Annotated in this window: 23 protein-coding genes, 1 tRNA gene and 1 pseudogene; 17 read left to right on the top strand and 8 right to left on the bottom strand. The window is 56.6% G+C overall.

All coding sequences use genetic code 11. The features are described from left to right. Window positions 1-118: 118 nt before the first annotated feature. Both ACVBEG_RS10300 and ACVBEG_RS10295 read right to left on the bottom strand, forming a co-directional pair. Entirely contained in the window at window positions 119-1,657 is a 1,539-nt protein-coding gene (locus ACVBEG_RS10300; protein ID WP_447107660.1) for an ABC transporter substrate-binding protein, read from the bottom strand. Window positions 1,658-1,862: 205 nt separating this feature from the next. Beyond that, on the bottom strand, window positions 1,863-2,807 hold the full coding sequence (locus ACVBEG_RS10295) for a LysR family transcriptional regulator (protein ID WP_447107659.1): 945 nt from the start codon (window positions 2,805-2,807) through the stop codon (window positions 1,863-1,865). A gap of 50 nt (window positions 2,808-2,857) precedes the next feature. Here ACVBEG_RS10295 and ACVBEG_RS10290 point away from each other — a divergent pair, with 50 nt between their 5' ends. The 8 genes and pseudogenes from ACVBEG_RS10290 to ACVBEG_RS10255 all read left to right on the top strand — a co-directional run. Then, a complete protein-coding gene (locus tag ACVBEG_RS10290) occupies window positions 2,858-4,186 on the top strand; it encodes a D-amino acid dehydrogenase (protein ID WP_447107658.1) in 1,329 nt (442 codons plus the stop codon). 4 nt (window positions 4,187-4,190) lie between these two features. Further along, window positions 4,191-4,550: a RidA family protein gene (locus tag ACVBEG_RS10285; protein ID WP_322216057.1), complete on the top strand. Its 360-nt coding sequence runs from the start codon at window positions 4,191-4,193 to the stop codon at window positions 4,548-4,550. A gap of 464 nt (window positions 4,551-5,014) precedes the next feature. Further along, on the top strand, window positions 5,015-5,980 hold the full coding sequence (locus ACVBEG_RS10280; protein ID WP_322179372.1) for an amino acid ABC transporter permease: 966 nt from the start codon (window positions 5,015-5,017) through the stop codon (window positions 5,978-5,980). A 15-nt stretch (window positions 5,981-5,995) separates the two neighbouring features. Beyond that, a complete protein-coding gene (locus tag ACVBEG_RS10275) occupies window positions 5,996-6,766 on the top strand; it encodes an amino acid ABC transporter ATP-binding protein (RefSeq protein ID WP_322179373.1) in 771 nt (256 codons plus the stop codon). 102 nt (window positions 6,767-6,868) lie between these two features. Further along, complete coding sequence (locus ACVBEG_RS10270) at window positions 6,869-7,708, top strand: transporter substrate-binding domain-containing protein (protein WP_322179374.1); 840 nt, start codon at window positions 6,869-6,871, stop codon at window positions 7,706-7,708. A 74-nt stretch (window positions 7,709-7,782) separates the two neighbouring features. Continuing rightward, window positions 7,783-9,087, top strand: coding sequence for an NAD(P)/FAD-dependent oxidoreductase (locus tag ACVBEG_RS10265; protein ID WP_322216054.1), 1,305 nt, complete (start codon window positions 7,783-7,785; stop codon window positions 9,085-9,087). A 26-nt stretch (window positions 9,088-9,113) separates the two neighbouring features. Then, the gene (locus tag ACVBEG_RS10260) at window positions 9,114-9,584 is read left to right on the top strand and encodes an Lrp/AsnC family transcriptional regulator (RefSeq protein WP_322179376.1); all 471 of its coding nucleotides are present in this window, start codon (window positions 9,114-9,116) and stop codon (window positions 9,582-9,584) included. 638 nt (window positions 9,585-10,222) lie between these two features. Beyond that, a pseudogene (locus ACVBEG_RS10255) lies at window positions 10,223-10,342 on the top strand (nuclease); the annotation flags it as partial. Between the two features lie 291 nt (window positions 10,343-10,633). Here the strand turns inward: ACVBEG_RS10255 and ACVBEG_RS10250 are convergent. The 5 genes from ACVBEG_RS10250 to ACVBEG_RS10230 form a co-directional block, all read right to left on the bottom strand. Then, a tRNA-Gly gene (locus tag ACVBEG_RS10250) sits at window positions 10,634-10,709 on the bottom strand. Window positions 10,710-10,772: 63 nt separating this feature from the next. Beyond that, window positions 10,773-11,333: a CDP-diacylglycerol--glycerol-3-phosphate 3-phosphatidyltransferase gene (gene pgsA, locus ACVBEG_RS10245; protein ID WP_322179377.1), complete on the bottom strand. Its 561-nt coding sequence runs from the start codon at window positions 11,331-11,333 to the stop codon at window positions 10,773-10,775. A gap of 32 nt (window positions 11,334-11,365) precedes the next feature. Next, window positions 11,366-13,189, bottom strand: coding sequence for an excinuclease ABC subunit UvrC (uvrC, locus tag ACVBEG_RS10240; RefSeq protein WP_322182702.1), 1,824 nt, complete (start codon window positions 13,187-13,189; stop codon window positions 11,366-11,368). 1 nt (window position 13,190) lies between these two features. After that, window positions 13,191-13,835, bottom strand: coding sequence for a response regulator transcription factor GacA (gene gacA, locus ACVBEG_RS10235; RefSeq protein ID WP_322179378.1), 645 nt, complete (start codon window positions 13,833-13,835; stop codon window positions 13,191-13,193). A 180-nt stretch (window positions 13,836-14,015) separates the two neighbouring features. Further along, on the bottom strand, window positions 14,016-14,381 hold the full coding sequence (locus ACVBEG_RS10230) for a helix-turn-helix domain-containing protein (RefSeq protein WP_322179379.1): 366 nt from the start codon (window positions 14,379-14,381) through the stop codon (window positions 14,016-14,018). 81 nt (window positions 14,382-14,462) lie between these two features. Here ACVBEG_RS10230 and ACVBEG_RS10225 point away from each other — a divergent pair, with 81 nt between their 5' ends. Beyond that, window positions 14,463-14,696, top strand: a complete 234-nt coding sequence (locus tag ACVBEG_RS10225) for a DNA-binding protein (protein ID WP_322179380.1) — start codon at window positions 14,463-14,465, stop codon at window positions 14,694-14,696. 78 nt (window positions 14,697-14,774) lie between these two features. Here ACVBEG_RS10225 and ACVBEG_RS10220 read toward each other — a convergent pair whose 3' ends face one another. Next, a complete protein-coding gene (locus ACVBEG_RS10220; RefSeq protein WP_322179381.1) occupies window positions 14,775-15,221 on the bottom strand; it encodes a GNAT family N-acetyltransferase in 447 nt (148 codons plus the stop codon). A 698-nt stretch (window positions 15,222-15,919) separates the two neighbouring features. Here ACVBEG_RS10220 and ACVBEG_RS10215 point away from each other — a divergent pair. From ACVBEG_RS10215 to ACVBEG_RS10180, 8 genes are all read left to right on the top strand, one after another. Continuing rightward, entirely contained in the window at window positions 15,920-17,020 is a 1,101-nt protein-coding gene (locus tag ACVBEG_RS10215) for a 3-deoxy-7-phosphoheptulonate synthase (protein ID WP_447107657.1), read from the top strand. A gap of 298 nt (window positions 17,021-17,318) precedes the next feature. Continuing rightward, a complete protein-coding gene (locus tag ACVBEG_RS10210) occupies window positions 17,319-18,200 on the top strand; it encodes a lipase family alpha/beta hydrolase (protein WP_322216050.1) in 882 nt (293 codons plus the stop codon). Between the two features lie 107 nt (window positions 18,201-18,307). Beyond that, a complete protein-coding gene (locus tag ACVBEG_RS10205) occupies window positions 18,308-18,589 on the top strand; it encodes a peptidylprolyl isomerase (RefSeq protein WP_322179384.1) in 282 nt (93 codons plus the stop codon). A 290-nt stretch (window positions 18,590-18,879) separates the two neighbouring features. Beyond that, window positions 18,880-20,748, top strand: a complete 1,869-nt coding sequence (locus ACVBEG_RS10200) for an extracellular solute-binding protein (protein WP_330200729.1) — start codon at window positions 18,880-18,882, stop codon at window positions 20,746-20,748. Beyond that, window positions 20,749-21,822, top strand: a complete 1,074-nt coding sequence (locus ACVBEG_RS10195; RefSeq protein WP_322179386.1) for a microcin C ABC transporter permease YejB — start codon at window positions 20,749-20,751, stop codon at window positions 21,820-21,822. Then, window positions 21,822-22,844, top strand: coding sequence for an ABC transporter permease (locus tag ACVBEG_RS10190; RefSeq protein ID WP_219060133.1), 1,023 nt, complete (start codon window positions 21,822-21,824; stop codon window positions 22,842-22,844). The genes ACVBEG_RS10195 and ACVBEG_RS10190 overlap by 1 nt, the downstream gene beginning before the upstream one ends. Beyond that, on the top strand, window positions 22,822-24,450 hold the full coding sequence (locus ACVBEG_RS10185) for an ABC transporter ATP-binding protein (protein WP_447107656.1): 1,629 nt from the start codon (window positions 22,822-22,824) through the stop codon (window positions 24,448-24,450). Before ACVBEG_RS10190 ends, ACVBEG_RS10185 begins: the two co-directional genes overlap by 23 nt. A 2-nt stretch (window positions 24,451-24,452) precedes the next feature. Further along, entirely contained in the window at window positions 24,453-25,868 is a 1,416-nt protein-coding gene (locus tag ACVBEG_RS10180) for a sigma-54 interaction domain-containing protein (RefSeq protein WP_330200731.1), read from the top strand. Window positions 25,869-25,959 lie beyond the last annotated feature (91 nt).

Raw genomic sequence — 25,959 nt, 5'->3', positions numbered from 1 at the left:
TAAAGTTCCTTTCGGCTCCCGACACACCACCTTCGCGGGCAAGCCAGCTACCACGACTCCGTGCCTAGCCTTGCCCGCGAATAAAGCGGCGTGGTGTATTTGGATGCGTGGCATTCGATCAATTCAGCTTGACGTTTTCCAGACGATAGTTGGAAGTCGGCAACACGCTGAAGCCTTCGACTTTTTTGCTTGAGGCGTAAGGCGCCCCCTGGTGATAAAGGAAAATGAACGGTGCACCATCGTGGATCAGATTTTCTATTTCCTTGAATTGTTTACCGCGCTCAGGCCCATCAAGGGTCCTTCGCTCCAGCTCATAGAGCTCGTTGACGCGCAGGTCTTTCCATTCGGTGTGCAAGGCGTTGGCGCGTTCCGGATTAACAGCAGTGAAACCCACCAACTGATCGGGATCGATGGTATCGCTGGTGGTAAAGGTCAACGACATCTCATAGTTACCCGCTTTGGTGGTGCTGTATTGCGAGCTGCCTTCGATGGTCTGCAGTTCGACCTGCACACCGATTCGAGCCAGGTTGCTCTGAATCACGCTGGCCACCTGGCGATGGGTCATGTCACCTGAAGGCACCAACAGCTTGACCTTGAACCCCTCTGCCACACCAGCTTCACTGAGCAGCTTCTTGGCTTTGTCCAGATACTGATCGTAAGGCTTAATGTTGTCGTCGTGATAAGCCATGATCGGCAGCGAAGACGCCGCGATCTTGCCGTTGCCGCGCAAGATGCTTTTGACGATGCCTTCCTTGTCGATCGCATAATTCAGAGCCTGACGTACCCGGACATCATCCAGCGGTTTGACCCGGGTGTTCAGTTGTACCAACTCACTACGAAAAACCTCTGCCACCCCTACATTGAATCGGGAATCTGCCTTGAGTGCGGATATCTGATTGAACGGCAGACCGATAACCGCATCCAGCTCACCGGCCTTCAATTTGAGTACACGGGAATTATCCTCACCGATGATTTGGATCTCGGCATGATCGACCATAGGCTTACCGAGCTGCCAATAATGAGCGTTCTTGCTCAACAGCATTTTCTCGCCACGGTTCCACTGCTCGACCACGAACGGTCCGCTACCGACAGGCTTGCTGAAAAAAGCCTCGCCATCGTTAGTCACCGCTTTTTGCGGAAGAATTGAGGCGCTGAACAGCGCCAGATTGTTCAGCAGGGGCGTGAACGGAGTGTCCAGCGTCAGACGAACAGTATGGCTGTCGATGATTTCGTAGCCAGTGATCGGTTTGAAAAAACGCGCCCATTCGGACTTCTCCCCAGAAGCCCTCTTGAGCGAGAACACCACGTCACCGGCCGTGACCGGATCACCATTAGAAAACTGCGCATTGGCTCGAAGGTGGAACGTATAAGACTTGCCGTCTTCGGCGACATCCCACTTCTCAGCCAACCCTGGCTCCAGCTTGAGTCCGTCGCTGCTGGGACGTACCAACTGGTCAAAGATCAGCAGTTCGGTCCAGATAGATGGGTTGTCGCTCGACGCTATGGGATCAAGCGTCAACGCGTCCTCTGCTATTCCCAAATGTAGCGTAGCGGCCTGAACCAGACCGGGAGTTAGAGCCAAGGTTAAAGCGCCCGCCATCAGCGAAAGGCGAAACAGATGTGGCATGCCTGAGCGGCAACGACTATGAAATATCATACGGCTCTCCAGATAATCAAAGCGGCAGATGTGTTCTAACAATGGTTTTCTTATCGTCCAGTTCATCCGGCGGAGCCAGAAGCCTGGCGGCTTTTTATTGGGAAAAAATCAACGCCTCGGCTGTAGAGGTATTACATTCTTGAATCAGGCCTTGGGTCGCCGCAAATAGTTATACGAACATGCTCAATAACCTGAGGTTATGCATTTATCGGGGTGACGGCTCTTCCCCTACACCGATCAGGCGTTTTCGATGCTGTTGAACAAAGCCTTCAGCGCAGTCAGCCGCCTGGCGTAACAACCAAGCCTCCGATTTAGAGGGCTGGTCGTCCATGCGCGATAAGGCGAATAATGTGACCGATACTTGAGGGTGCAACTCACGCACCTGCAACACCCCTCTGATGCCCGAATAGGCAGTAAAGGGGTCGACAATAGCAAGGCCCATGCCCGCTTCGACCAGTGACCTTGCCAAGTGATACGTCTGCACACTGATCTCGATTCGCGGCGCCGCACTCGCTTCGGAAAAATGATGAGTCAGCAATCCGCCCAGGGCATCTCGACTATCCAGCCCGATCAAGGGCAAATTGCTGAGGCCTTCGATGGACATTGGCTGCTGCAACGCTTGGCTACTCCAGTAGCCATTCTTCGCGATTACCACCATACAGCCCTGCGCAAGGGCTTTTACACGTAAGCCCGGGTGCTTCGGGTCCTGAAGGGAGAAGCCGATATCGGCCTCGTGCAGCAATAAGCTCTCGACCAACTCTCGAGTGTGATGGGTGGACAGCTCGCACGGACTGGATGGATATTTCTGCCGCCAGGAAGGAATGATTTTCGGCAATAAAATATCCGCCAAGGTTGGCGTGGTCATGATGCGCAACGGTTTGTCTTTCTGAGTGCGCAGGTTCGAGGCCATACGGCGCACCGCCTGCAAGTCCTCGAACACCCTGACGGTGGCACTTTCCAAGATGCGCGCTTCGGCCGTCGATTCGAGTTTGCCTCGAACGCGAGTGAACAGGCTGAAGCCCAACTGCGCCTCTGCATGCTGGAGAGCTTTGGAAGCGGCAGGCTGGGAAATATTAAGGAGGCTGGCTGCACCCGTCACCGAGCCAGTCTGCAGAATGGCTTGAAATATTTCGATGTGTCGCAGTCGCATGAGTGCCCTCGGCCCATAACCTTTGGCAATACCTTAGCGCTGATTGTTCATTGGCTCCAACAGCCTTCAATCATTATTGTCACCATCATCAAAACCAAGGTACGGGTGAGATGAGCAAACACATCGCGGTTATGGGAGGGGGGGTTGTCGGCCTTGCAACGGCCTGGGCGTTGGTATGCAGCGGACAGCAAGTCACGCTGATCGAAGACGCCCCCGGCATTGCCGAAGAAACCAGCTACGCCAATGGCGGCCAACTGAGCTATCGCTATGTATCGCCCCTGGCAGACGCCGGTATCCCGTTGAAAGCCCTAAGCTGGATGCTGCAAGGCTCGTCTGCCCCGCTAAGATTTCACCCACGTCTGGACCCTACTCAATGGCGCTGGTGCTGTGAATTTTTGATGGCCTGTCGCAGCAGCGTCAACCGACGCAATGGCATACATCTGCTACGCCTATCACTGTTCAGCCAGAACGTATTGACCCAATGGCGTGAAGAATACGGGCTTGAAGGTTTTGCCTGGCGGCGTAACGGTAAGCTAGTGGTCTATCGCGACGCCAAAAATTTCGCAGCCGCAGCCGCCAAAACCGGCTCGGAGGGGCTTCGCATACTGAATGTAGATGGGTGCGTGGCCCTTGAGCCGGCATTAGCAACGGTGGCGGGTAAGTTGGCAGGCGGTATCTTCAGCGACACCGATGAAGCTGCCGATTGCTATTTGTTCTGTCTGGCGCTTGAGCAACGATTGATTGCCAGCGGCCTCTACCGACGTTTGCAACGACGCGTGAATGGTTTTCAGCGCAAAGGAGATCGAATCTCAGCACTGCAATTTGCGAATGCCGAAGACTTCACTGCTGACGATTACGTGCTCGCTACCGGCAACGCCAGCGATCGACTCGCGGCCCAATTGGGTATCCGCCTGCCGCTCTACCCACTCAAGGGCTATAGCTTAACTTTACCGCTTACCAGCAACGTCGGCGTCCCGGAAACCAGCGTGACCGACTTCGACAACAAGGTGGTGTACGCTCGACTCGGCCAACAGTTTCGCGTCGCCGCCATGGTCGACATTGGCATCAAAAACACCCATCCCGACCCAGAGCGCATTACGGCTCTGTGTCGCCTGTGCGAAGAAGCCTTCCCTGACGCAGGCGATTATCACCAGGCACGCGGCTGGGCTGGGCTACGCCCTTCTACACCGCAGGGGCCGCCCATTCTGGGACCCAGTCCCTTCAAGAATTTCTGGCTCAACACTGGCCACGGAAGCCTCGGTTTTACACTCGCGAGCGCCTGCGGTCAGATAGTGAGCGACCTTATCGCCGGTAGACCGGCACCGATCCATCTGGAAGGCCTGACGTTAAAAGGCCTGGATTGCCCCCCAAGGAGTTGACACCATGACTATTAAACGAATCGACCCAAACGGGCGCCTCAGTGGTGTTGTCGTCCATGGTTCTCTGGTTTACCTGTCTGGACAGGTCCCCAACGACCGACGCCTGGACTGCGAGGGCCAGACCCTTAATGTATTGGAAAAAATTGATCGACTTCTGGAACGTGCATCCAGCAGCCGCGAACATCTAGTGAGCGCGCATATCTGGTTGAAGGATATCGATCGCGACTTCGCAGTGATGAACCGTATCTGGAGCGAATGGCTGCCAACCGGATGTGCGCCGGCCAGAGCGACAACTCAAGCCACGCTGGCCTCGTCCGACATTTTAGTTGAAATCATGGTGGTTGCAGCGATACCGACGGTTTGAATCACTGCCGCGTTCGAACGCCGATATCGTGCGATGTTCAGGAAAGAGGACACAGCGGGGGATCTCGTACCCATCAGCACGACTGCCCATTGAGCTTCGGCGAGCATACACAGAGGACACCACTGTCAGCTGGTTGTGCTTTCGCGCAACGCGGCATCCCTGGCGCACCATTGGATACTGGGTTTTATCTGGTCCAGTTTTTTAAATGCTCGATCAATACCTGAAAATCAAGCACTGATCGTCGCAATTGGGGCTTCAGGCAGGTGAACGCCGACCTGCCATGTCAGACTTATCACCCGCGTGTTGCCGTACTAATACCGCCATATCTAAAGCTACCTACCCTGTATATGCTCAATAAAATAGCAAAATAAGTACAGATCGAAAGGTATTCCCCAGCAGTTCGCACACTCATAATGGAAATGAGACAAGTTGGCATTTCTACTCCATGGGGGGGACGAAAGACGATGTACAAAGACAACATCATTAGAAGTCGGGCGACCGACAACATCGCGTTCATGGGGGTGGTCGCTGTTGCTATATTTGCCATCACGCTCTTTGCTGGCGCTGGTGAGGGGGGCTTAGCAAAGCTGATGGGGCCCGTCGTTGCCGACCTCAAGTCACCCCTGCTACGTGATCTCGCGGTGGCGTTCACCTTGACCGTCACGCTGGTCGCCAACCTGTTCATCCTGGGACGATTCCCTTTGCGGGCGCAGATCATCACCGTATGGGTCGAGCTGCTTCTATTGTTCCTGCTATTTTTCGACAGCTTCAATTTGTCTTACAGCTTCATCCTCAGCAAAGTCGGATTCATGATCACCCAAGGGGTGTTCACCACTGTCTACGTGTCCGCTATTTCTATCAGCATCGCCTTCGTCCTGGCGCTGCTGGGAGCGACGGCAAAGTTATCGTCCAACGGCTTTGCTATTGCGATTGCCAACTTTTACACCTCATTCTTTCGCGGTGTGCCGCTGCTGATCCAGATCTATCTCATCTACCTGGGCATTCCCCAACTTGGCTATGTAGTAGGTGCGGTTCCAGCCGGAGTCCTGGCGCTGTCGCTCTGCTACGGCGCCTACATGACAGAGATCTTCCGTGCGGGCATCCGCAGCATCCCGCGCGGCCAGTGGGAGGCCTCCAGAGCTATTGGCTTGACCCCTTTCCAGGTCATGACCCGAGTGATCATGCCGCAGTCCATGCGGCTGATCATTCCGCCTACAGGCAACCAGTTCATTTCAATGCTCAAGGACAGCTCGTTGGTGTCAGTCATTGGAGTCTGGGAGTTGATGTTCCTGGCGCGTACACAAGGGCGTGCCGAGTTCCGGCATCTGGAGATGCTGATCACCGCCGCCGTGCTCTATTGGCTGCTGTCGATCGTTCTGGAGACCGTCCAGTCTCGCCTCGAGAAGCGCTTTGACCGCGCTCACCGCTGAACAAGGATCACCACGATGAATCGCGCCCTCGATCCCCTCAGCCCTACCCTTCAGCCGGCAGTGTCAGTTCGCAAACTGCAAAAATGGTATGGCGATTTTCACGTTCTCAAAGACATCGACCTGGACATTGCTTCCGGGGAAATCCTCGTGATTTGCGGGCCTTCCGGGTCCGGAAAATCGACGCTGATCCGCTGCCTCAATCTGCTGGAGGACTTTCAGAAAGGCGAAGTACTCATCAGCGGGACAGCACTGACCCGTAGCGCGGAGAGTGTGGCGGCGGTTCGGCGGCACGTCGGCATGGTCTTCCAGCAATTCAATTTATTCCCGCATTTGACCGTGCTGGAAAACCTGATGCTGGGGCCGCGCCTGGTGAGCAAGCTCAGCGAAGCGGAGGCCCGCCAACTAGCGCACGAATACCTCACGCGTGTGCGGATTGATAACCAGGCCGACAAGTACCCCGGCCAGCTCTCGGGCGGGCAGCAGCAACGGGTCGCCATCGCCCGCGCCCTCTGTATGCGACCACGGATCATGCTGTTCGACGAGCCGACTTCGGCGCTTGACCCTGAGATGGTCAAGGAGGTGCTCGACGTGATGGGCGAACTGGCACAGGACGGCATCACCATGCTGTGTGTGACCCACGAGATGGGCTTCGCTCGGCGGGTGGCTGACCGGATCATCTTCATGGACCAAGGGCGAATCATTGAGCAGGGCGAACCACAGGCTTTCTTCGATAACCCGCAACACGAACGGGCCAAAGAATTCCTTTCGCAAATCCTCAGCCATTGACGGCCGGAGGGGCGGCAGGACGCAGTCGGCACTATCGCCGTGCACTCATCAGCGGATAAGCCTGACCATCCGCGTCAACCTGCAACATCTGGAGACTTACCGATGACCTCAGTCACTCGCTTCTTCGCTGCCGCAGCTGTCGCCAGCGCCGTATTCGTCACCACAGGCGCTGCCTGGGCTGGCGCAACGCTCGACCGCATCCATGAAAGCAAGGTCATGAAAGTAGCGACTGCCGCTAACTGGCCACCTCAGTCGTTCCTGGGTGACGACAATGCGCTAAAAGGCTTTGATATTGATGTGGCCACCGAGATCGGCCATCGACTGGGCGCCAAGGTGACGTTCGTCACGCCGGAGTGGGGCATCATCACCGCAGGGCGCTGGTCAGGCCGTTGGGACATATCGGTCGGCTCCATGACCCCCACCACCGAGCGCGCACGCGTCCTCGATTTCCCCGCCATCTATTACTACACCCCTTATGTGTTTGCGGTGCACAAGGATGCCGCCGGGACCAAGGTCGCTGATCTTAACGGCAAGGTGATCGGCGTCGAGGCAGGCACCACTTCCGAGGACTATATCAATCGCCGACTAAAGATCGACGCGGTGGGTGTGCCACCTTTCAGCTATGAGGTCGAGCCAGGCGAAGTGCGGACCTACGGTGACAGCATGGGGCCTCTGGATGACTTGCGTCTGGGCAATGGCACTCGCCTCAACGCCACGCTGTCCGCACTGCCGACGATCAAGGGCGCAGTGGAACATGGCTACCCCATCGTTCAGGTGGAGGGCAAACCCGCGTATTACGAGCCTCTGGCGTTAGCTGTCGACAAGGGTGACGAGGCGTTTTCGGCCGAGCTGAAGAAGATCGTCGAAGACATGAAGTCCGACGGCACGCTGAAGAAATTTTCCGAGAAGTGGTACGGCAACGACCTCACCACCGTGCAATGACCGACACGACTGTACGCCCGTCATGACGGCGGGCGTGCGGCATGTCTTTGCTCCTGCCAAAGGATGACCGATTCATGTCCCATTACAGTAACAGTTATTACACCGCTACGATGCGGTACGCATCGCCGCGCCCGACACTCATTGGCAATGTTCAGGCCGATGTCTGTGTGATCGGTGGCGGTCTGGCAGGTTTGAGCACGGCGTTGGAGCTGGTTTCCCGGGGACGCTCGGTAGTATTGCTGGAGGCCGCGCGGGTTGCATGGGGGGCTTCCGGACGCAACGGTGGCTTCGTACTGCAGGGCTGGTCCGAAGGGCTGTCATCAATTGAGCGCCGGTGTGGCACCGAGACGGCACGCGCGCTGTTCAAGCTTTCTCTAGAGGGCGTGGACATCGTTCGCGAGACGATCGATCAGCATCAGTTGGAGGGCTGCGCGCCCACCAGCGGCAAGTTGAGCGTGTTGCGCTACGACGATGGCGATAATCTCCAACGCCTACGTGATCGGATGGCCAAGGAGTTCAATTTCGAAATGGAGTACCTGGATACCCACGCGATCCGGGCACGGTTGAACACTGAGCGCTATTTTCACGGGTTGCGCGATAGCCATGGGTTTCACTTCCATCCACTGAACTATTGCCTGGGCGTGGCCGAGTTGATTGAGGCCAAGGGTGGCATTCTCTATGAAAACTCGCCCATGATTCGGGTAGAAAGCCAAGGCGACCGCCATCACGTGGTGACGCAGCAAGGGGTGATTGACTGTGGCAACGTGGTGCACTGCTGTGGCGGCTATGGCGGCCCTGAGTTCGGCCGACTGCGGCGCGCTTTTTTGCCGATCGCGACGTATGTGGTGCTCACCGAACACTTGGGCGACCGTCTGCGGGATACGATACGCACCACCGATGCCGTTGGTGACAATCGCCGCGCCTCGGACTACTACCGGGTGGTCGACGGTGATCGCCTGCTCTGGGGTGGGCACATCACCACTCGAAATGTACAGGATGAAAAGCGTTTGGCGCACATGCTGACCGACGATATTCTCAATGTCTTCCCACAATTGCGCGGCCTGCAAATCGAAAAAGCCTGGTCCGGCCTGATGGGCTACGCTCGCCACAAAATGCCGCACATCGGTACGCTGGGTCCGGGCCTTTGGGCTTGTACATCATTTGGTGGCCATGGTATGAACACCGCGCCTATCGGTGCACGGGTTGTTGCCGAGGCGATTTGTGGCGAGTCTGATCGTTACCGTCTATTCGATGCCTATGGCCTGGAATGGAATGGTGGGCCTTTCGGGCCTGCAGCAGCGCAGACGGTCTATGCCGGATTAAAGCTGATGGATATGTTCCAGGAAGCGCGCTCGACACGCCGGGCAGCTAGACACTGAACCCTATCAAGAGTACGAACCTATCCATGGATGAGCAGCGCCCCACTTCGTTGTTTCGTTTGACCGAGAAAGACAAGCAACTGCTTGCGCTTTTGCAGCTTAACGCCCGCGAGCCAACGGCCTCTCTGGCACGCAAGCTTGGGGTCTCGCGCTCCGCGGTACAGGAGCGGATCAATCGCCTGGAAAAGGCTGGGGTTATCACCGGCTACAGCGTGCGAATCGACCAGGACAAGCTGCAACAAACAGTCAACTGCTTCACCATGACGTCCTGCACCAACAAAAGTTATACCGATGTCATGACCGCACTGCGCAAGATGGATTCGGTCCAGGCAGTCTATGCCGTCTCCGGCGAATCGGATTTCATCATTCACGTCGCCACCCATACGTTGGGCGAACTCAACGGCGAGCTCACGCAGATCAACTTGATCAAGGGCGTGGCCCATACGTCGTCCTACATCGTCATGGAAACGAAATTCAACCGGCGCCTGATGTTGTAGCCCCAAACACGGATGCAAAAAAACCGATCCCGATCAGTAGTGATCGACTTTCCAGGGCGATGAAAAATCGGAGACTCAAGCGCATTGACAGATACACCGCGTTGGCGTCTTTGATCATTATTGTTTGACGCATAGGGATCTGGAAGACGTGTTGCCCAGGCTTACATGGACGCCCTGCTTGCCAAGCTTTCATCTAGTCAGTCCGGTTGGCAGCTTGGTCATCAGCCCTCACCAACTGACGACCTCCCGCAGCCGCGTCCCAGGCATGGCTAAGATTACAGGCCATGGCCACCAGTCTGGCAGTGGTCAACGGCTCGATCTCCACCCAAGTGCGGATCGCCAAACAGTGATTTGCTCGGGGTAAAGGCCTTTGCGGCGGCAATAATGGCCTTAGGTCGATCTCGGACAACCCGGCAGCTTCAAGGATGACAGCAAACTTGGTTTCGGCTGGCCAGTTCTGAGTCGATTACTTGTTTTCGGATCAGCGTTTTTCAAGGTAGTTGTCGCGTCAACCGTCTGACTATGCCGCTATTTTCTCGACCTGTTGCTCTCGATCCGGGTTCTCCAGCACGGTGCCGATCGGCTCCCAGTTACGTATTTAACCTGACCACTGTTCCGGCTTTTTCTCTTTGCGATGCGTCGTCGGCAGTACCTTCAAAACTGAGCTGCCGGACAACGTCACCTAGGGCATCGGCTTTATCCGCGACATCAAGTCATTCCAGCAGCCGGCGTTCAGTGAGGCTGAAGTCGGTGCCCTCCCCTCATGCACACCCTGCGCCTGGACCGCCCGGCAAGCGATGTACGGAGACTCTATTGAAGATTCTCAAGATAGGCGAGAGGGTGTTCTGACGGCCTTCCTTTACACACAGCCTGCGGAACTCGACCCACTGATTGGATACCACTTCGACGTTATGCCTGCTGTTTACGGTGCGTCTCTGAATACTGGAGCGCACTGGACTGAAGTGTTTTTCGGCACAACGAAAAAAGCGACCCTAAGGTCGCTTTTTTCTACAACTCATGAACCTCAATGAAGTTCACAAGCCAAATTTTGGAGCGGGAAACGAGACTCGAACTCGCGACCCCGACCTTGGCAAGGTCGTGCTCTACCAACTGAGCTATTCCCGCATCTTGGTGAAGGCCGCTATTCTATAGATTCAAATTGTCCCGTCAACCCCTTGATTCAAAAACTTATTTTTTTTCTGCCGAGGTTTTGAGGTGCGGCCAGGCCGCACGCAAGTATTGCAACATCGACCACAACGTCAGCCCGGCAGCTATCAGTAGTAACGCGTAACCGACGACCACCCAAAAAGTGAAAGCCGGCGGGTTGGCCAACAGGATGACCAATGCAAGCATCTGTGCGGCAGTCTTCCATTTACCCAGGCTGGAAACGGCGACATGTGCCCGAGCACCTATCTCGGCCATCCACTCACGCAATGCGGAAATCACGATCTCGCGGCCAATGATGACCGCTGCTGGCAATGTCAGCCACAGGTTGGCGTGCGCTTGAACCAGCAACACCAACGCCACGGCCACCATCAGCTTGTCGGCCACCGGATCGAGAAAGGCACCAAAGGGCGTGCTTTGCTCAAGGCGACGCGCCAGATAGCCATCTAGCCAATCCGTAGCCGCCGCGATCGCGAAGACCGTACTGGCTGCCATGTAGCTCCATGAATAAGGCAGATAAAACAGCAGAATGAAGATCGGAATCAGCAGGACACGTAATACGGTGATCAGATTAGGGATATTCATCGGCACAACTGGCTACGAGGTGAGCGAGCATTCTACTCGCTGTGCAGGTTTGCATAAATCGACTCTGCGAGCTTTTTACTGATTCCGGGCGCTTTAGCAATTTCTTCGACACTGGCGCGGGACAATTCTTGCAATCCACCGAAGTGTTTGAGCAGATCACGGCGCCGTGTCGGGCCGACACCAGCCACGCCTTCAAGAGTCGAGGTGCGCCGTGTCTTCCCGCGTCGCGCGCGATGTCCGGTGATGGCGAAGCGGTGAGCTTCGTCGCGGATCTGCTGGATCAGGTGCAATGCCGGAGAATCGCCAGGCAAGGTGAACTCATGCGCAGCATCGTTGAGGTAAAGCGTCTCGAATCCGGCCTTGCGTGTGGCACCTTTGGCAACGCCCAACAGAATCAAGTCTGGCACCGCCAGTTCGTTCAGTACATCGCGGGCCATGGATAACTGCCCCTTGCCGCCATCCACCAACAGGATATCGGGCAACTTGCCCTCCCCCTCTTTGAGCTTGCTGAAGCGACGAGTCAGGGCCTGGTGCATGGCTGCATAATCGTCGCCAGCCGTCACACCTTCGATGTTGTAACGCCGGTAATCCGACTTTATTGGCCCTTCTGGACCGAAGACCACACAGGAGGCGACCGTCGCCTCACCGCTGGAGTGACTGATGTCGTAACACTCAAGGCGTTGTGGCGATTCCTCGAGATTCAATACCTTGGCCAGCGCATCAAAACGAGCCGTCACATGCTGACGGTTGGCCAGGCGTGCCGACAATGCCTGCTCGGCATTGGTCACCGCCAATTGCTGCCAGCGCGCCCGCGTACCCCGGACCCGATGACTGATGGTCATTTCATGCCCTCGCAACGCTTCAATCGCGTCGATCAAGGTCGGGAAGTCTTCATGGACCACATTGACAATAACTTCGCTCGGCAGCTCTCGGTCATGCCCCCCCAGGAAATACTGAGCGAGGAATGCCGCCATGACTTCACCCACCTCCTCCTCGATACCGACCTGAGGAAAAAAGCTCTTGCTGCCCAACACGCGTCCGCCGCGCACGCTGATCAAGTGAACACAGGCGCCACCCGGGTTGACGAACGCAGCGACCACATCCACATCGCCGGTTCCTCCGTCCATACTTTGTTGATCCTGGACACGGCGCAAAAGTGATATCTGATCACGCAGTTCGGCGGCACGTTCAAAATCCAGGGTCATGGCGGCTTTTTCCATGGCGGCATTAAGCTCGTCAGTCAGCGCGTTGCTGCGTCCCTCAAGGAACATGATCGAGTGCCGCACGTCCTGGGCATATACCTCAGGCTCGACCAGGCCGACACAGGGCCCCTTGCAACGCTTGATCTGGTACTGCAAACACGGACGGGTGCGATTCTTGAAATAGCTGTCTTCGCATTGGCGAACCAAAAAAGTTTTTTGCAGCAGACTCAGACTTTCCCGAATGGCACCGGCGCTTGGATACGGACCGAAGTATCGACCTTTGGGCTTCTTCGCGCCGCGATGGATACTCAGCCGAGGGTAATCACTGTCCGATAGATAGACGTAAGGATAAGACTTATCGTCGCGCAGCAGGATGTTGTAAGGCGGCCGCCACTCTTTAATGAGTGTCTGCTCCAACAGCAGGGCTTCGGTCTCATTGGCAGTGATGGTGGTTTCAATCTGTGCGATTCGGGCGACCAGCGCACCGGTTTTGGGCGCGTGCCCTGTCTTGCGGAAATAGCTGGCAAGCCGCTTTTTGAGATTTTTGGCTTTGCCGACATACAGCAGACGCGCCTCGGCATCGAACATGCGATACACGCCGGGACGGCCACTGCAGGTTGAAAGAAATGCGCTTGGATCGAACGGTTGGGTCATTTCAGAGACTGGCATCGACCATGCCGTGACGGACTGCCAACAAGGCCAGCTCGACATCGCTGCTGATCGAGAGCTTTTCAAAGATACGGTAACGGTAGGTGTTCACGGTTTTGGGTGACAGACACAGTTTATCGGAGATGGCCTGGACTTTCTGACAACCAACGATCATCAGGGCAATCTGAATTTCGCGCTCCGACAACAGATCGAACGGCGAATTACTACTTTGCGGCTGAAAAGACTTGAGCGCGAGTTGCTGAGCGATCTGCGGGCTGATGTAGCGCTGCCCGGCAAACACAAGCCGGATGGCCTGAACCATTTCAGCAAGGCCTGCACCCTTGGTCATGTAACCCGCAGCGCCCGCTTGCAACAGCCGGGTCGGGAACGGGTCATCTTCACACACAGTCACAGCCACAACTTTAATGTCGGGATGACTACGCAGTAACTTCCGGGTTGCTTCCAGACCGCCTATGCCAGGCATCTTGACGTCCATCAACACCACATCGGGCTTTAACTCGCGCGCTTGCTTCAGGGACTCTTCACCTGAATCGGCCTCCCCGACTACCTGTAAGCCCTCGATATCGGCCAACATCCGTGTAATGCCTGTTCGAACGAGATCATGGTCATCGACTACTAGCACCCTAATCAAGCAGACACCTCACAAAACGGTCATAACAAAGGCTAGTGACCTTAGCAAAAACGGCGAGCAAGACCTAGCTCAAAGCTCGATATTGGTGCAAGGTCGACACATGGCAGCGCGTTACACACGCTACCAATAACGTATTCATATATTTGATATATTTCTGAAGACCTAAAAAGACAACCCGGTCTATCCCTCCTCTGACGTTGACTTATTGTTGGTTGCGTATGACGTCGACAGCTCAGCCATGGTCGTGGTCAGTCGCCTGATGGCGTCCTGGTCTTCTTTATGCAAGGTTCTAAAACTTCCCAGTATTTTTTCTTCCGTCTGGCTCAGGTTGTCGACAGGCGTCGGGGTATAGGTGCCGGTGAGTACGAACAAAACGTCCACACCTCTGGCAGCAACAGCTGCCAGATAATCAGCCTTTGGGGCGCGGTCGCCACTTTCATACTTTCCCTGAGCATTTGCTTCTACACCACCTATTTCACCAAAAGCTCGTTGAGACAGCCCAAGGCGCTCTCTTTCTTTTCGTAGCCTGGAACCTATTCCACTCATTTGAATGCATAATCCTGTTGACCCCATCCTTACGAATGGTAGAATCGAGCTAAGTTAAACTAATTTGAACGGTTTTGAACTATGCCCGGAATACGCACCGCTGCACAAGCCAAGGCCTGGCTTGAACAACAAGGTAAATCTGTTCAGGAGTTCGCTCGGGAAAACAGCATTGACCCGGCCACTACCTATCAAGTACTTGCAGGCCGCAAAAAAGGTCGGCGCGGAGAAGCTCACAAAGTGGCGGTTTTGCTGGGCATGAAAATCGGCAGCATACCCACCGACAAAGTGCTGGGTACCGCGCTGGGGGTCGACTAACGCCCGCAAACGATGCATCGCCTCACAGTACCTTGGTTGATGTACCTGTTGAAAACAGTCTAGACCAAGCGCGGTCGATTACTCTCGGCAAACGGCTGAGCTCTCCAATATACGCTCCATCCAGAACAAAGCCTTCTCTTGCCCGACAACCTCGTAGCCCTGTCGTCGATACAATTGCATCGCTGGATTACTTTTAAACACTTTCAGCCGGACGCTCCTGGCCCCTAGCTCGCACGCCATCGACGCTATCTGCCCCATCACCCACCCCCCTATGCCCTCGCCTCGGTAGGGTTCGCACAACTGCACATCGCGCAGATACAAATAGTGCGGCTCCATGCTGAAACTGAGAAAGCCGACAGGCTTGTCTGCCTTGTTGATGATGAAGCTCTGGCGTGCCTCCCACTCATCATCAAACGACTGCCCCTGCCAAACCCGAGCGTATTCGGCGTAATACTCACGCATATTCACCCTCGTCAGCTCACGAGCAAAACTCAGGTCGGCAGCGGTGGCCTTGCGAAGCTTCACAGTCAATCCATACCCCCTAGTGCTTCAAGCAACCACAGGCACAGCCCTGGCTGATCAGCCTTGCAAATCCCGATTGGCTATCCGGGGCAAGTCTCCACCAGCACTGGCAGCACGCAAAAGCGTAGTGTTTTGAGATCCGATGGAAATGTCCCATTGAACCCAAAGCCTTATCTACAGTAAGCTCACTGTACCTACTGGAGAGCCGCCATGTCGCACATCCAATCGCCGAATTGCAATTTTACCAGCGTCCAACGCCAGGTAACGGCAGTGGCTGCGTGGAATGTACAAAGCGCAGTTTCCCAGCAGCTCAACTCTTATTTTGGGTATTGGTTTAGCCACTGGCGCGCCTGATACCCATACGGCGCCCACACTAAAAGGGCCGCCAACCAGAGAATCCTCTACCCCCGGCCGGCTACCCGACCGGGGGTTTTGTTTTTTCGGGCCACCAGAAACATCTGCTTGTACTGAATTGCAACCGAATTGAATTGAGGAACACGACATGAACTACACCACTTATTACCGCAACGACATCAGCTTCACCTGGCGATTTAGCAACCTCCGCTCGGGACAGCCTGCCGCCTCCGACCGGTCACTTTCAGGTGGCAAAACAGCACTAAAGGCCAATACGGCCAATTGTCGAACACCCCAATAGGGCGTCGAGCGCGGAAATACCCCGCGCCCGCCCAGGAAGCCAGAGCATGAACTCATCCGTCGCCGTAAACCCCCTCTCTGACCTGCTGCCCCAAAGCGTGACCCTGATCGACAGCGTCCCTGCCCCGCAGCGTCTACCCAGCACCCTGCAACTCAAACACCAGTTGCCCCTCGACGTTGCCCTTAGCCATCAGGTTGCAACCCATCGCCAAGCGGCCCGTGCGATTCTCGACGGTGAAGACTCCCGGCTGCTAGTCATCGTCGGCCCGTGCTCGATCCACGATCCACACTCTGCCCTCGAATATGCCGAACGGCTGGCGAAGCTGTCCGCTGAGGTGAGCGATCAACTGATGCTGGTAATGCGTGCCTACGTCGAAAAACCACGCACCACGGTCGGCTGGAAAGGATTGGCCTACGATCCGCAACTTGATGGCAGTGACGACATGGCTGGCGGCTTGGCACTGTCCCGAGAACTGATGCGCGACATGCTGCGTATGGGCCTGCCCATCGCCACCGAAATTCTGCAGCCCATGGCGGCCGGCTACTTCGACGATATGCTCAGTTGGGTGGCCATCGGCGCAAGGACCACCGAATCGCAGATCCATCGGGAAATGGCCAGTGGTTTGGCGATGCCTGTCGGCTTCAAGAACGGCACTGATGGCGGGGTCGCGATTGCCACGGACGCCATGCGCTCAGCGGCGCATGCACATCGGCATTTCGGCATTGATCGACACGGTCATCCAGCGGTCATTGACACTCAGGGCAACCCGGACACGCACATGGTCTTGCGCGGCGGTCATCGCGGGACTAACTACGACAGTCAAAGCATTGCGAGCGTACGCACCAGTCTGGAAAAGGTCGGCATCCCGACGCGAATCATGGTCGATTGCAGCCACGCCAACAGTGGCAAAGACCCGCTGCGTCAGCCTGAAGTATTCAACGATGTGCTTGAGCAGCGGTTGCATGGCGATCGGTCGTTGATCGGCATGATGCTGGAAAGCCATCTGTTTGAAGGGTGCCAACCATTGAGCACAGCCTTGCGTTACGGTGTTTCGGTCACCGACGGGTGCCTGGGTTGGGAGAGTACCGAGCAGCTATTGCGCGGGGCGGCGACTGCGTTGCGGCGTCAAGCAGCGGGCACACGCTGACCTGCGCGGGAAATCGGCTGACAGCCTGTAGCCGACCCGCTTTTTTCAGTCATAAAAAGCATCTGGGTCGCGCGACCATCCCGCACAGGTTGTGGGGAATCCTCCCGGACGTTCTCCGAAACAAGAGCCGGTGGAGCTGTATGGCGCTGCACGCCACGCAGCCTGCCGGCCCCGGCCATCAACCACCGAATCAAGCGTCCATGTCTCCGCCGCTACCGGGGCAAAATCCAGGGCCATTGCAACGGCTCATCTGCAGCTAATGTGGTTTGCACATTCCAGGCAAACACACAGGTCAACGATGAACACTCACGCGGCAACAAAATTCCCCATATTGCTGGTCCACGGCCTGTTCGGCTTCGAACGGATCGGCAACATCACCATTTTTCATGGTATCAAGGAAGCGCTGGAAAATGCCGGCGCCCGGGTGTACGTACCCTCCCTGTCCGGTGCCCACAGCAACGAAGTCCGTGGTGAGCAACTGCTCGTACAGATCGCCCACATCCTAGAACAAACCGGCTCACAGAAAGTCAATCTGATCGCCCACAGCCAAGGCCCGCTGGCGGCGCGTTATGCCGCCGCGACCCATCCAGAACACATCGCATCCGTAACATCTGTCAGCGGCGCCAATCATGGCTCGGAGCTGGCGGACCAGCTGCGTAAGGCATTTACGCCCGGGACACTACCGGAAAAAGTTGCTGATACCCTGATCGCTGGGTTTGCGCACTTTTTGGCCTTGCTCAGCGGCAATCCCCAACTGCCGCAAGACACCCTGCAAGCGCTTGATGCACTAACAACGGAAGGCGTTGCATCGTTCAACCGAAAATACCCGCAAGGCCTGCCCGCAGCCTGGGGCGGTGAAGGCGCGGAGCAGGTGGACGGTGTGTTTTATTACTCCTGGAGCGGCATCATCAAAGGAACGCTATTCGAAGAAGGGCATAACATAGTGGACCCGCTGCACTTGGCGTGTCGCAGCTATGCACAACTATTCCAGAACGAGAAAGAGCAAAATGACGGCTTTGTTGGCCGTTACAGCTCGCACCTGGGCAAGGTAATCCGCTCGGACTATGCGATGGATCACCTGGACACGGTGAATCAAACTGCAGGCGCGGTGCGAAAAGGTGCCGACCCGATCAAACTCTATGTGGAACACGCCGCGCTGCTTAAAAGCAAAGGTTTATAAAACATCCAAAGGCGAAGCTGACCGCTGGGACGCTGGAAGGAACTTTCGCGAGAAATGCCTTCCTTAATCCGGTAGGCTCTTCCTTTTTTTGACAGGAGTACGTTCCCATGGCTAAAGCCACTGCCCGCCACATCCTTGTTGCCAGCGAAGAAAAGTGCAACGAGCTGAAAACCCAAATCGAAGGCGGCGCTGATTTCGCCGAAGTCGCCAAAGCCAACTCGAGCTGCCCGTCCAGCCGTCAAGGCGGCGATCTGGGCTCGTTCGGTCCAGGCCAGATGGTCAAGGAATTCGACACTGTCGTGTTCAGCGCGCCAGTCAACGTCGTACAAGGCCCAGTGAAAACCCAGTTCGGTTATCACTTGCTGGAAGTGACCAGCCGCCAGGACTGATAGTCCGCCGCTGATCGCCTCAAACGGCCCGTCTACCTGACGGGCCGTTTTTATGTGTGCTCCCTTCCTCTCCAGCACTCCCCAATGGCATGGGTCATTCAAGCCATTCATGCCACCGGGCAAAAAAACAGATTGTGCAACTTCATATGTCAGTGACATCGTTACCGCGCGACTACTCACTCTCGGCATCCAGGCACAATGCAGCCTATGATCCAGCAGGTCTCTTCAAGGCCTTGTTTTTTTACCCTTAACCCTGACATTCCCTTGCGGACGTCAGTCAGGATCGAGCAATGCGTTTTGTTTTTTCATCACTGATTTTCGCAACGCTAGCCTTGATTTCAGGCTTTCAATACGTGTCCGCAACCCCCCAGCATGCCCTGACCGTCTATGGCGAGCAGCCCAAATACCCGGCCACATTCACCCACTTCGACTACGTCAACCCTGATGCCCCCAAAGGTGGCAGCATGCGTCGTTCGGCGCAGGAAATTGGCCAGTTCGACCACTTGCTGCCTTATATCGACAAGGGCACCGGTGTCTCGCAACTCAGCGGCCTGCTCTACTCTCCCCTCGCGGTGCGCTCGCTGGACGAGCCCTACACGGTTTACGGTTTGGTCGCGCAGCAGATGGAGCGCAGTGAAGATGGCTTGTCCCTGCGTTTCTTCCTCAATCCCAATGCGCGCTTCGCTGATGACACGCCGATAACCGCTGAAGATGTGCGTTACACCTTCAATCTGCTGATGACCCAGGGCAGCCTGCAATACCGCACCCAATTCGAAGAAGTGAAGAATGTCGAGGTCGAGTCGCCGACACAGATCCGCTTCGACTTCAAAAACAATGAGAACCGCACCCTGCCTTTGGATCTGGCCTCACTGCCGGTTTTCCCCGAGCATTGGTGGAAAACCCGCGACTTCGCGAACGGTGGCGGTTTTGAAATTCCGTTGGGCAGCGGCCCCTATAAGGTCAGCAAAGTCGATGCCGGACGTAGCATCACTTTCGAACGCGACCCGAACTGGTGGGGCAAGGACCTGCCGGTCAATCGCGGCTTCTATAACTTCGATCAGTTCAGCGTCGAATACTTTGGCGACATCGACGTTGCCCGCCAAGTGCTGCGCGGCGGCGCCTACGACTACAACCGAGAGTACTCGGCAACCAGCTACTCCATCGGTTATGACAGCCCAGCCCTGAGCGATGGTCGCCTGCAAAAGGCGCAGTTGGCCAAAGGCGCCATACAGAGCTCGCAGGGGTTTGTTTTCAACCTGCAACGGCCCATGTTTCAAGACCGCCGGGTACGCGAAGCGTTGTCCATGCTCTGGGATTTCGAGTGGAGCAACCGGCAGATGATGCACAACGTGTATGTGCGTCAGAGCAGTTACTTCTCCAATGGACCGCTGGCTGCTGATCATGCCGCCAGTGCTGAAGAGTTGAAGATTCTCGAGCCATTGCGCGGCCAGGTTCCCGACGAGGTGTTCACCCAGGTATTCCAGGCGTCGAAAACCGATGGCACAGGGTTCATCCGCGACAAACAGTTAAAGGCTCTCGGTCTGCTGGAAGAAGCGGGCTGGATGCCCAAGGGCGACAAGTTGGTCAACGCTGCTGGCGAACCACTGAGTTTCACTTTCCTCAATGGCCAGGCCGGGTTCGAGCGACTGCTGCTGCCTTACAAGCGCAATCTGGCGCAAATTGGTGTCACGTTCGACATCCGCCGCATCGACGCTGCGCAGTACCTCAATCGAGTCATGGCCCGGGATTACGACATGATCGTCAGTGGCTATCCAGTGTCGTCCTCGCCCGGAGCGGAGTTATATAACTGCTTCGGCTCCAAGGGCGCCAAGGACCCAGGCTCTAGCAACTACATGGTGTTACAGGACCCTGCTGTTGACAGCCTGATCAATAATCTGGTCAAGGCCGATAAAAAATCGACCATGGTCAACTACGCCCACGCCCTGGATCGGGTGTTGCAATGGGGTTACTACTGGATCCCCAACTATTACCCGCCCGGCTCGGCCACCGTCTGGTGGAACCGCTTTGGCATTCCGGCCGTGCAAGCAAGCAACGGCGAAGCCATTGAGACCTGGTGGGAAATCAGTCCGACTTCGCTGACAAACGAGCAATTCGCGGCCAAACGCGGTGCTTCGGCCAACCCTGCGGAGGTGAATTGAATGCTCGGTTATCTGCTGCGACGGTTGCTACTGATCATCCCCACACTGTTGTGCATCCTGCTGGTCAATTTTTTCATCGTTCAGGCTGCGCCAGGCGGTCCGGTAGAACAGGCGATTGCCCGACTGCAAGGCATCGGCGGCGCCAGCACTGCAGTCGGTGGCGCGGCGGCAGAGTCGGTCGGCGGCAGCAATCCTTCACGCGCCAGTCGCGGCCTTGATCCCAAGCTGATCAAGGAAATCGAACGCCAGTATGGCTTTGACAAACCACTCCACGAACGTCTGTGGCTGATGCTCAAGAATTACGCTCAACTGGATTTTGGCAACAGCTTCTTTCGCGGCGCCAAAGTGACAGACCTAATCCTGCAGAAGATGCCCGTCTCGATATCGCTCGGGCTGTGGGCGACGCTGATCACCTACCTGATCTCGATTCCGCTGGGCATCCGCAAAGCCGTCAAACATGGCAGCCACTTCGATATCTGGAGCAGCACCGCCATCATCATCGGCTATGCCATGCCGGCCTTTCTGTTTGCCATGTTGCTGGTGGTCGTATTCGCCGGAGGAACCTCATTGAACTGGTTCCCGGTGCGCGGTCTGGTGTCAGAAAACTTTCAGCAGTTGTCGACCGTGGGCAAGATCGCCGATTACTTCTGGCACTTGGTACTGCCGGTGGCCTCCCTGGTGATTGGCGGTTTTGCCACGCTGACCATCCTGACCAAAAACTCGTTTCTCAATGAAGTCACGCGCCAATACGTGGTCACGGCGCGAGCCAAGGGGTTAAGCGAGCGTCGCGTGCTGTACGGCCATGTGTTCCGCAACGCCATGTTGCTGGTGGTAGCGGGCATCCCTCAGGCATTCATCAGCGTGTTTTTCGCCGGTTCGCTGTTAATCGAAGTGATCTTCTCCCTCGATGGCCTGGGCCGCATGAGCTACGAAGCTGCTGTGTCGCGGGACTATCCGGTGGTATTCGGCTCGCTGTTCATCTTTACCCTGTTCGGCCTCGTGATAAAACTGATCGGCGATGTCTGCTACACGCTGGTCGACCCTCGAATTGATTTCAGTGCGAGGAACGCCTGATGTTCAGACTTTCCCCGCTAGGCCGTCGCCGCTTCGATCGCTTTCGCCATAACCGTCGAGGCTGGTGGGCGCTATGGCTATTCGTCGGGCTGTTCCTGCTGACCCTGGGCGGCGAATTGATCGCCAACGACAAACCGCTGGTACTCAGTTACCAGCATTCGTTGTATTTCCCGGCGTTCAAACGCTACACCGAGCAGGAATTCGGCGGACAACTGCCCTTCCAGCCGGATTACCGAAGCGACTACGTGCGCACGTTAATCGCCAAGGACGGTGGCTGGATGCTGTTCCCGCCCATTCCTTTTAGCGACGACACACCCAACTATGAACTGACCCGGCCAGCGCCCAGCCCACCGACCACCACCAACTGGCTGGGCACCGACGACCAGTCGCGCGACGTGCTGGCACGGGTGATTTTCGGGGCGCGAGTGTCGATCCTGTTTGCCTTGGCCCTGACCTTGATCAGCACGCTGATCGGCATTGCGGCTGGCGCCCTGCAAGGCTATTACGGGGGCTGGGTTGATTTGATCGGCCAGCGCTTGCTGGAAGTCTGGTCCGGCCTGCCGGTGCTTTATCTGCTGATCATTCTGTCGGGGTTTGTCGAACCGAATTTCTGGTGGCTCTTGGGGATCATGGCGCTCTTCTCCTGGCTGACTCTGGTGGACGTGGTGCGCGCCGAATTTCTGCGCGGGCGCAACCTGGAATACGTCAAGGCAGCCCGAGCGCTGGGCCTGGATGACAGCAAGGTGATCATGCGCCATATCCTGCCCAACGCCATGAACGCCACCTTGAGCTACCTGCCGTTTATTTTGACCGGGGCAATCTCGACCCTGACCGCGCTGGATTTTCTCGGGTTCGGCATGCCGGCGGGCAGTGCCTCTTTGGGCGAACTGATCGGCCAGGGCAAACAGAACCTGCAAGCACCCTGGCTCGGCCTGACGGCGTTCTTCACCCTGGCGCTCATCCTGTCCCTACTGGTTTTTATTGGCGAAGCGCTGCGCGATGCCTTCGACCCGAGGTCTTGAAATGTCAGACACTCTGTCTGCAACGTCCGACAACCTGATTGAAATTCGCGACCTGACTGTCGCCTTCAACGGGCAGACAGTGGTCAACAAACTGAGCCTGGATATCCCAGTCGGTGAGTGCCTGGCGCTGGTGGGTGAATCAGGCTCGGGCAAGTCGGTGACCGCCCACTCGATCCTGCAACTGCTGCCCAAAAGCGGCACGCAGACCACGGGGAGTATTTGTTATCGCGGCCAGCAGTTGCTCGGTGCCGATGACAAAGCCCTGCGCGAACTCCGCGGTAACCGCATTGCCATGATTTTCCAAGAGCCGATGACCTCGCTCAACCCCTTGCACACGGTGTCCAAACAGATCGGCGAAACGTTGTTGCTGCACAAGGGCCTGAGCGGCAAGGCAGCCCAATGGCGAATTCTCGAACTGCTCGAACTGGTGGGCATCCAGCATCCGCAGAAACGCCTCAAGGCCTACCCGCATCAACTGTCCGGCGGCCAACGGCAGCGGGTGATGATCGCCATGGCGCTGGCCTGCGAGCCTGAACTGCTGATTGCCGACGAGCCAACCACGGCCCTTGATGTGACGGTGCAGCGCAAGATTCTGCTGCTGCTCAAGGAGCTGCAACAACGTCTGAACATGTCGCTGTTGCTGATCAGCCATGACCTCAATCTGGTGCACAGCATCGCCCAGCGCGTGTGCGTGATGCGCGCGGGTGAGATCGTCGAGCAGTCCAACTGCCATCTGCTGTTCAAACATCCACAGCACCCTTACAGCCGACTGCTGCTCGATGCTGAACCTGCCGGCGAACCTCTGCCACGGGATAGCCGTGAGAAAGTCCTGCAGGTCGACAACTTGAGCGTGTGGTTTTCCATGGCCGGCGGCATTTTTGGTCGCCATAAGGAATACCTCAAGGCCGTCGACGACATCAGCCTCAGCATCCAGCGCGGCAAGACCCTGGGTATCGTCGGGGAGTCGGGCTCGGGCAAGTCCACGTTGGGCCAGGCGATCCTGCGGCTGGTCGAGTCGCGCGGCAGCATTCGCTTTCAGGGGCACGCGCTGGACGGCTTGAACCACAAGCAGATGCGGCCATGGCGCAAGCAGATGCAAGTGGTATTCCAGGACCCCTACGGCAGCCTGAGCCCACGAATGTCAGTTGAGCAGATCATCAGCGAAGGCCTCGAGGTTCACAGCGAGCTCAGTCCAGCGCAGTGCGAAGCTGAAGTGATTCGGGTACTTGAGGAGGTCGGCCTTGACCCGCAAAGCCGTCATCGTTACCCGCATGAATTTTCCGGCGGGCAGCGCCAGCGCATCGCCATCGCCCGCGCGCTGGTGCTCAAGCCCGCTCTGATTCTGCTCGACGAGCCGACCTCGGCCCTTGATCGCACCGTGCAGAAACAGGTCGTCGCCCTGCTGCGCCAGCTCCAGGAAAAGCACGGCCTGACCTACCTGTTCATCAGCCACGACCTGGCGGTGGTCAAGGCCCTTGCCCACGACCTGATCGTGATCAAGGACGGCAAAGTGGTTGAGCGCGGTGCCAGCCATGATGTATTCGACTCACCCCAGCATCCTTACACCAAGGAATTACTGGCGGCGGCGCATCCGGAGTTCGCCTGATCATGAAAGACAGTGACAGCCTCAAGGATTACCAACGTGTGCGACGGTTGGCGATTCGTTCATTGTTCGAGATTATCGAGCAGTCCAGTGAAGGTACGGTGATCGTCGATAAAGACGCACGCATCGTCTGGATCAACGAGCGTTATGCCCGACGCTTTGGGCTGCAAGATGCAGGTCTGGCGGTCGGCCAACCCTGTGAAAGCGTCATCCCCGGTAGCCTGCTGCGCGAGGTAGTCAACACCGGCCGACCCGTTCTGTTGGATATGATGGACACGGCCAAGGACCCATTAGTGGTTATGCGCCTACCGATCCATGACGATGCCGGTGCGGTGATTGGCGCCATTGGTTTTGCCCTGTTTGACGAACTGCACGCCCTATCGCCCCTGCTCAAACGCTACCTGAGCATGCAAGAAGAGCTAGCCTCCACCCGCTCCTTGCTGCAGGCACGTCAAGCCAAATACAGCTTCGCGCACTTTATCGGCACCAGCACAGCCAGCCTGGAAGTCAAACGCCGGGCCCGACGTAGCGCGAGTGCCGAGTCACCGGTTTTGTTGCTGGGCGAAACCGGCACCGGCAAAGAGCTGCTCGCACACGCCATCCACAGTGCTTCACCCAGGGCACACAAAGCCTTCGTCAGCATCAACAGCGCAGCCATTCCGGAAACCCTGCTGGAAGCCGAGTTCTTCGGCACCGCTCCCGGCGCGTTTACGGGTGCTGACCGCAAAGGTCGGCCCGGCAAGCTGAAGATCGCCCAAGGTGGCACGCTGTTTCTCGATGAAATCGGTGACATGCCATTGCCCCTGCAAAGCAAACTGCTACGGGTACTGCAAGAAAAGGAATACGAACCGGTGGGTTCCAATGAGGTGATTCAGAGCGATATCCGACTGATCGCGGCGACCTCTACCGACCTTGAAGCGGCAATCAAGCGTGGCGAGTTTCGCGCCGACCTGTATTACCGCCTGAGCGTCCTGCCCATCAAGGTTCCACCGTTGCGAGATCGCCTGGACGATCTGCCTGCGCTCAGCGAAGCCATTCTGGAGGAACTGCGCAGCCAGCACGAGCTGGACCATGAGGCCCTCGCCCTGCTCAGCCAGCATGCCTGGCCAGGCAATATTCGCGAGCTGCAAAACGTCCTGGAGCGCGCCGCCTTACTAAGCGACGACCTGATCCTCGATGCCAACGAGATCCGGGCTGCCATTGGCACCCTTGTTCCAGTGAGCACACCTGCGATACCTCAACCAGGCCCTGCTGAATTAGAAACGTTCAGTGCTGCCCGTGAGCGATTTGATCGGCAATTGATTGAATCGACACTGTCGCGCTGTAAGGGAAATGTCATTGAAGCGGCCAAGCAGCTTGGACTGGGACGTTCTACGCTATACAAAAAAATGACAGCGTTGGGGATTGCAGAGTCTCACTAAAGAGACTTTAGTCTCTTTAGTGAGATGCACGTTGCATGAATGGTCTTCATCGCGCGTAAGTGCGCTCTTACATAAAAAAACGATCAATTGT

The sequence above is a fragment of the Pseudomonas sp. GG8 genome, assembly GCF_052976945.1.
The sequence above is the reverse complement of the archived record's forward strand: the minus strand, read 5'-3'. Positions and strand labels throughout refer to the sequence as shown.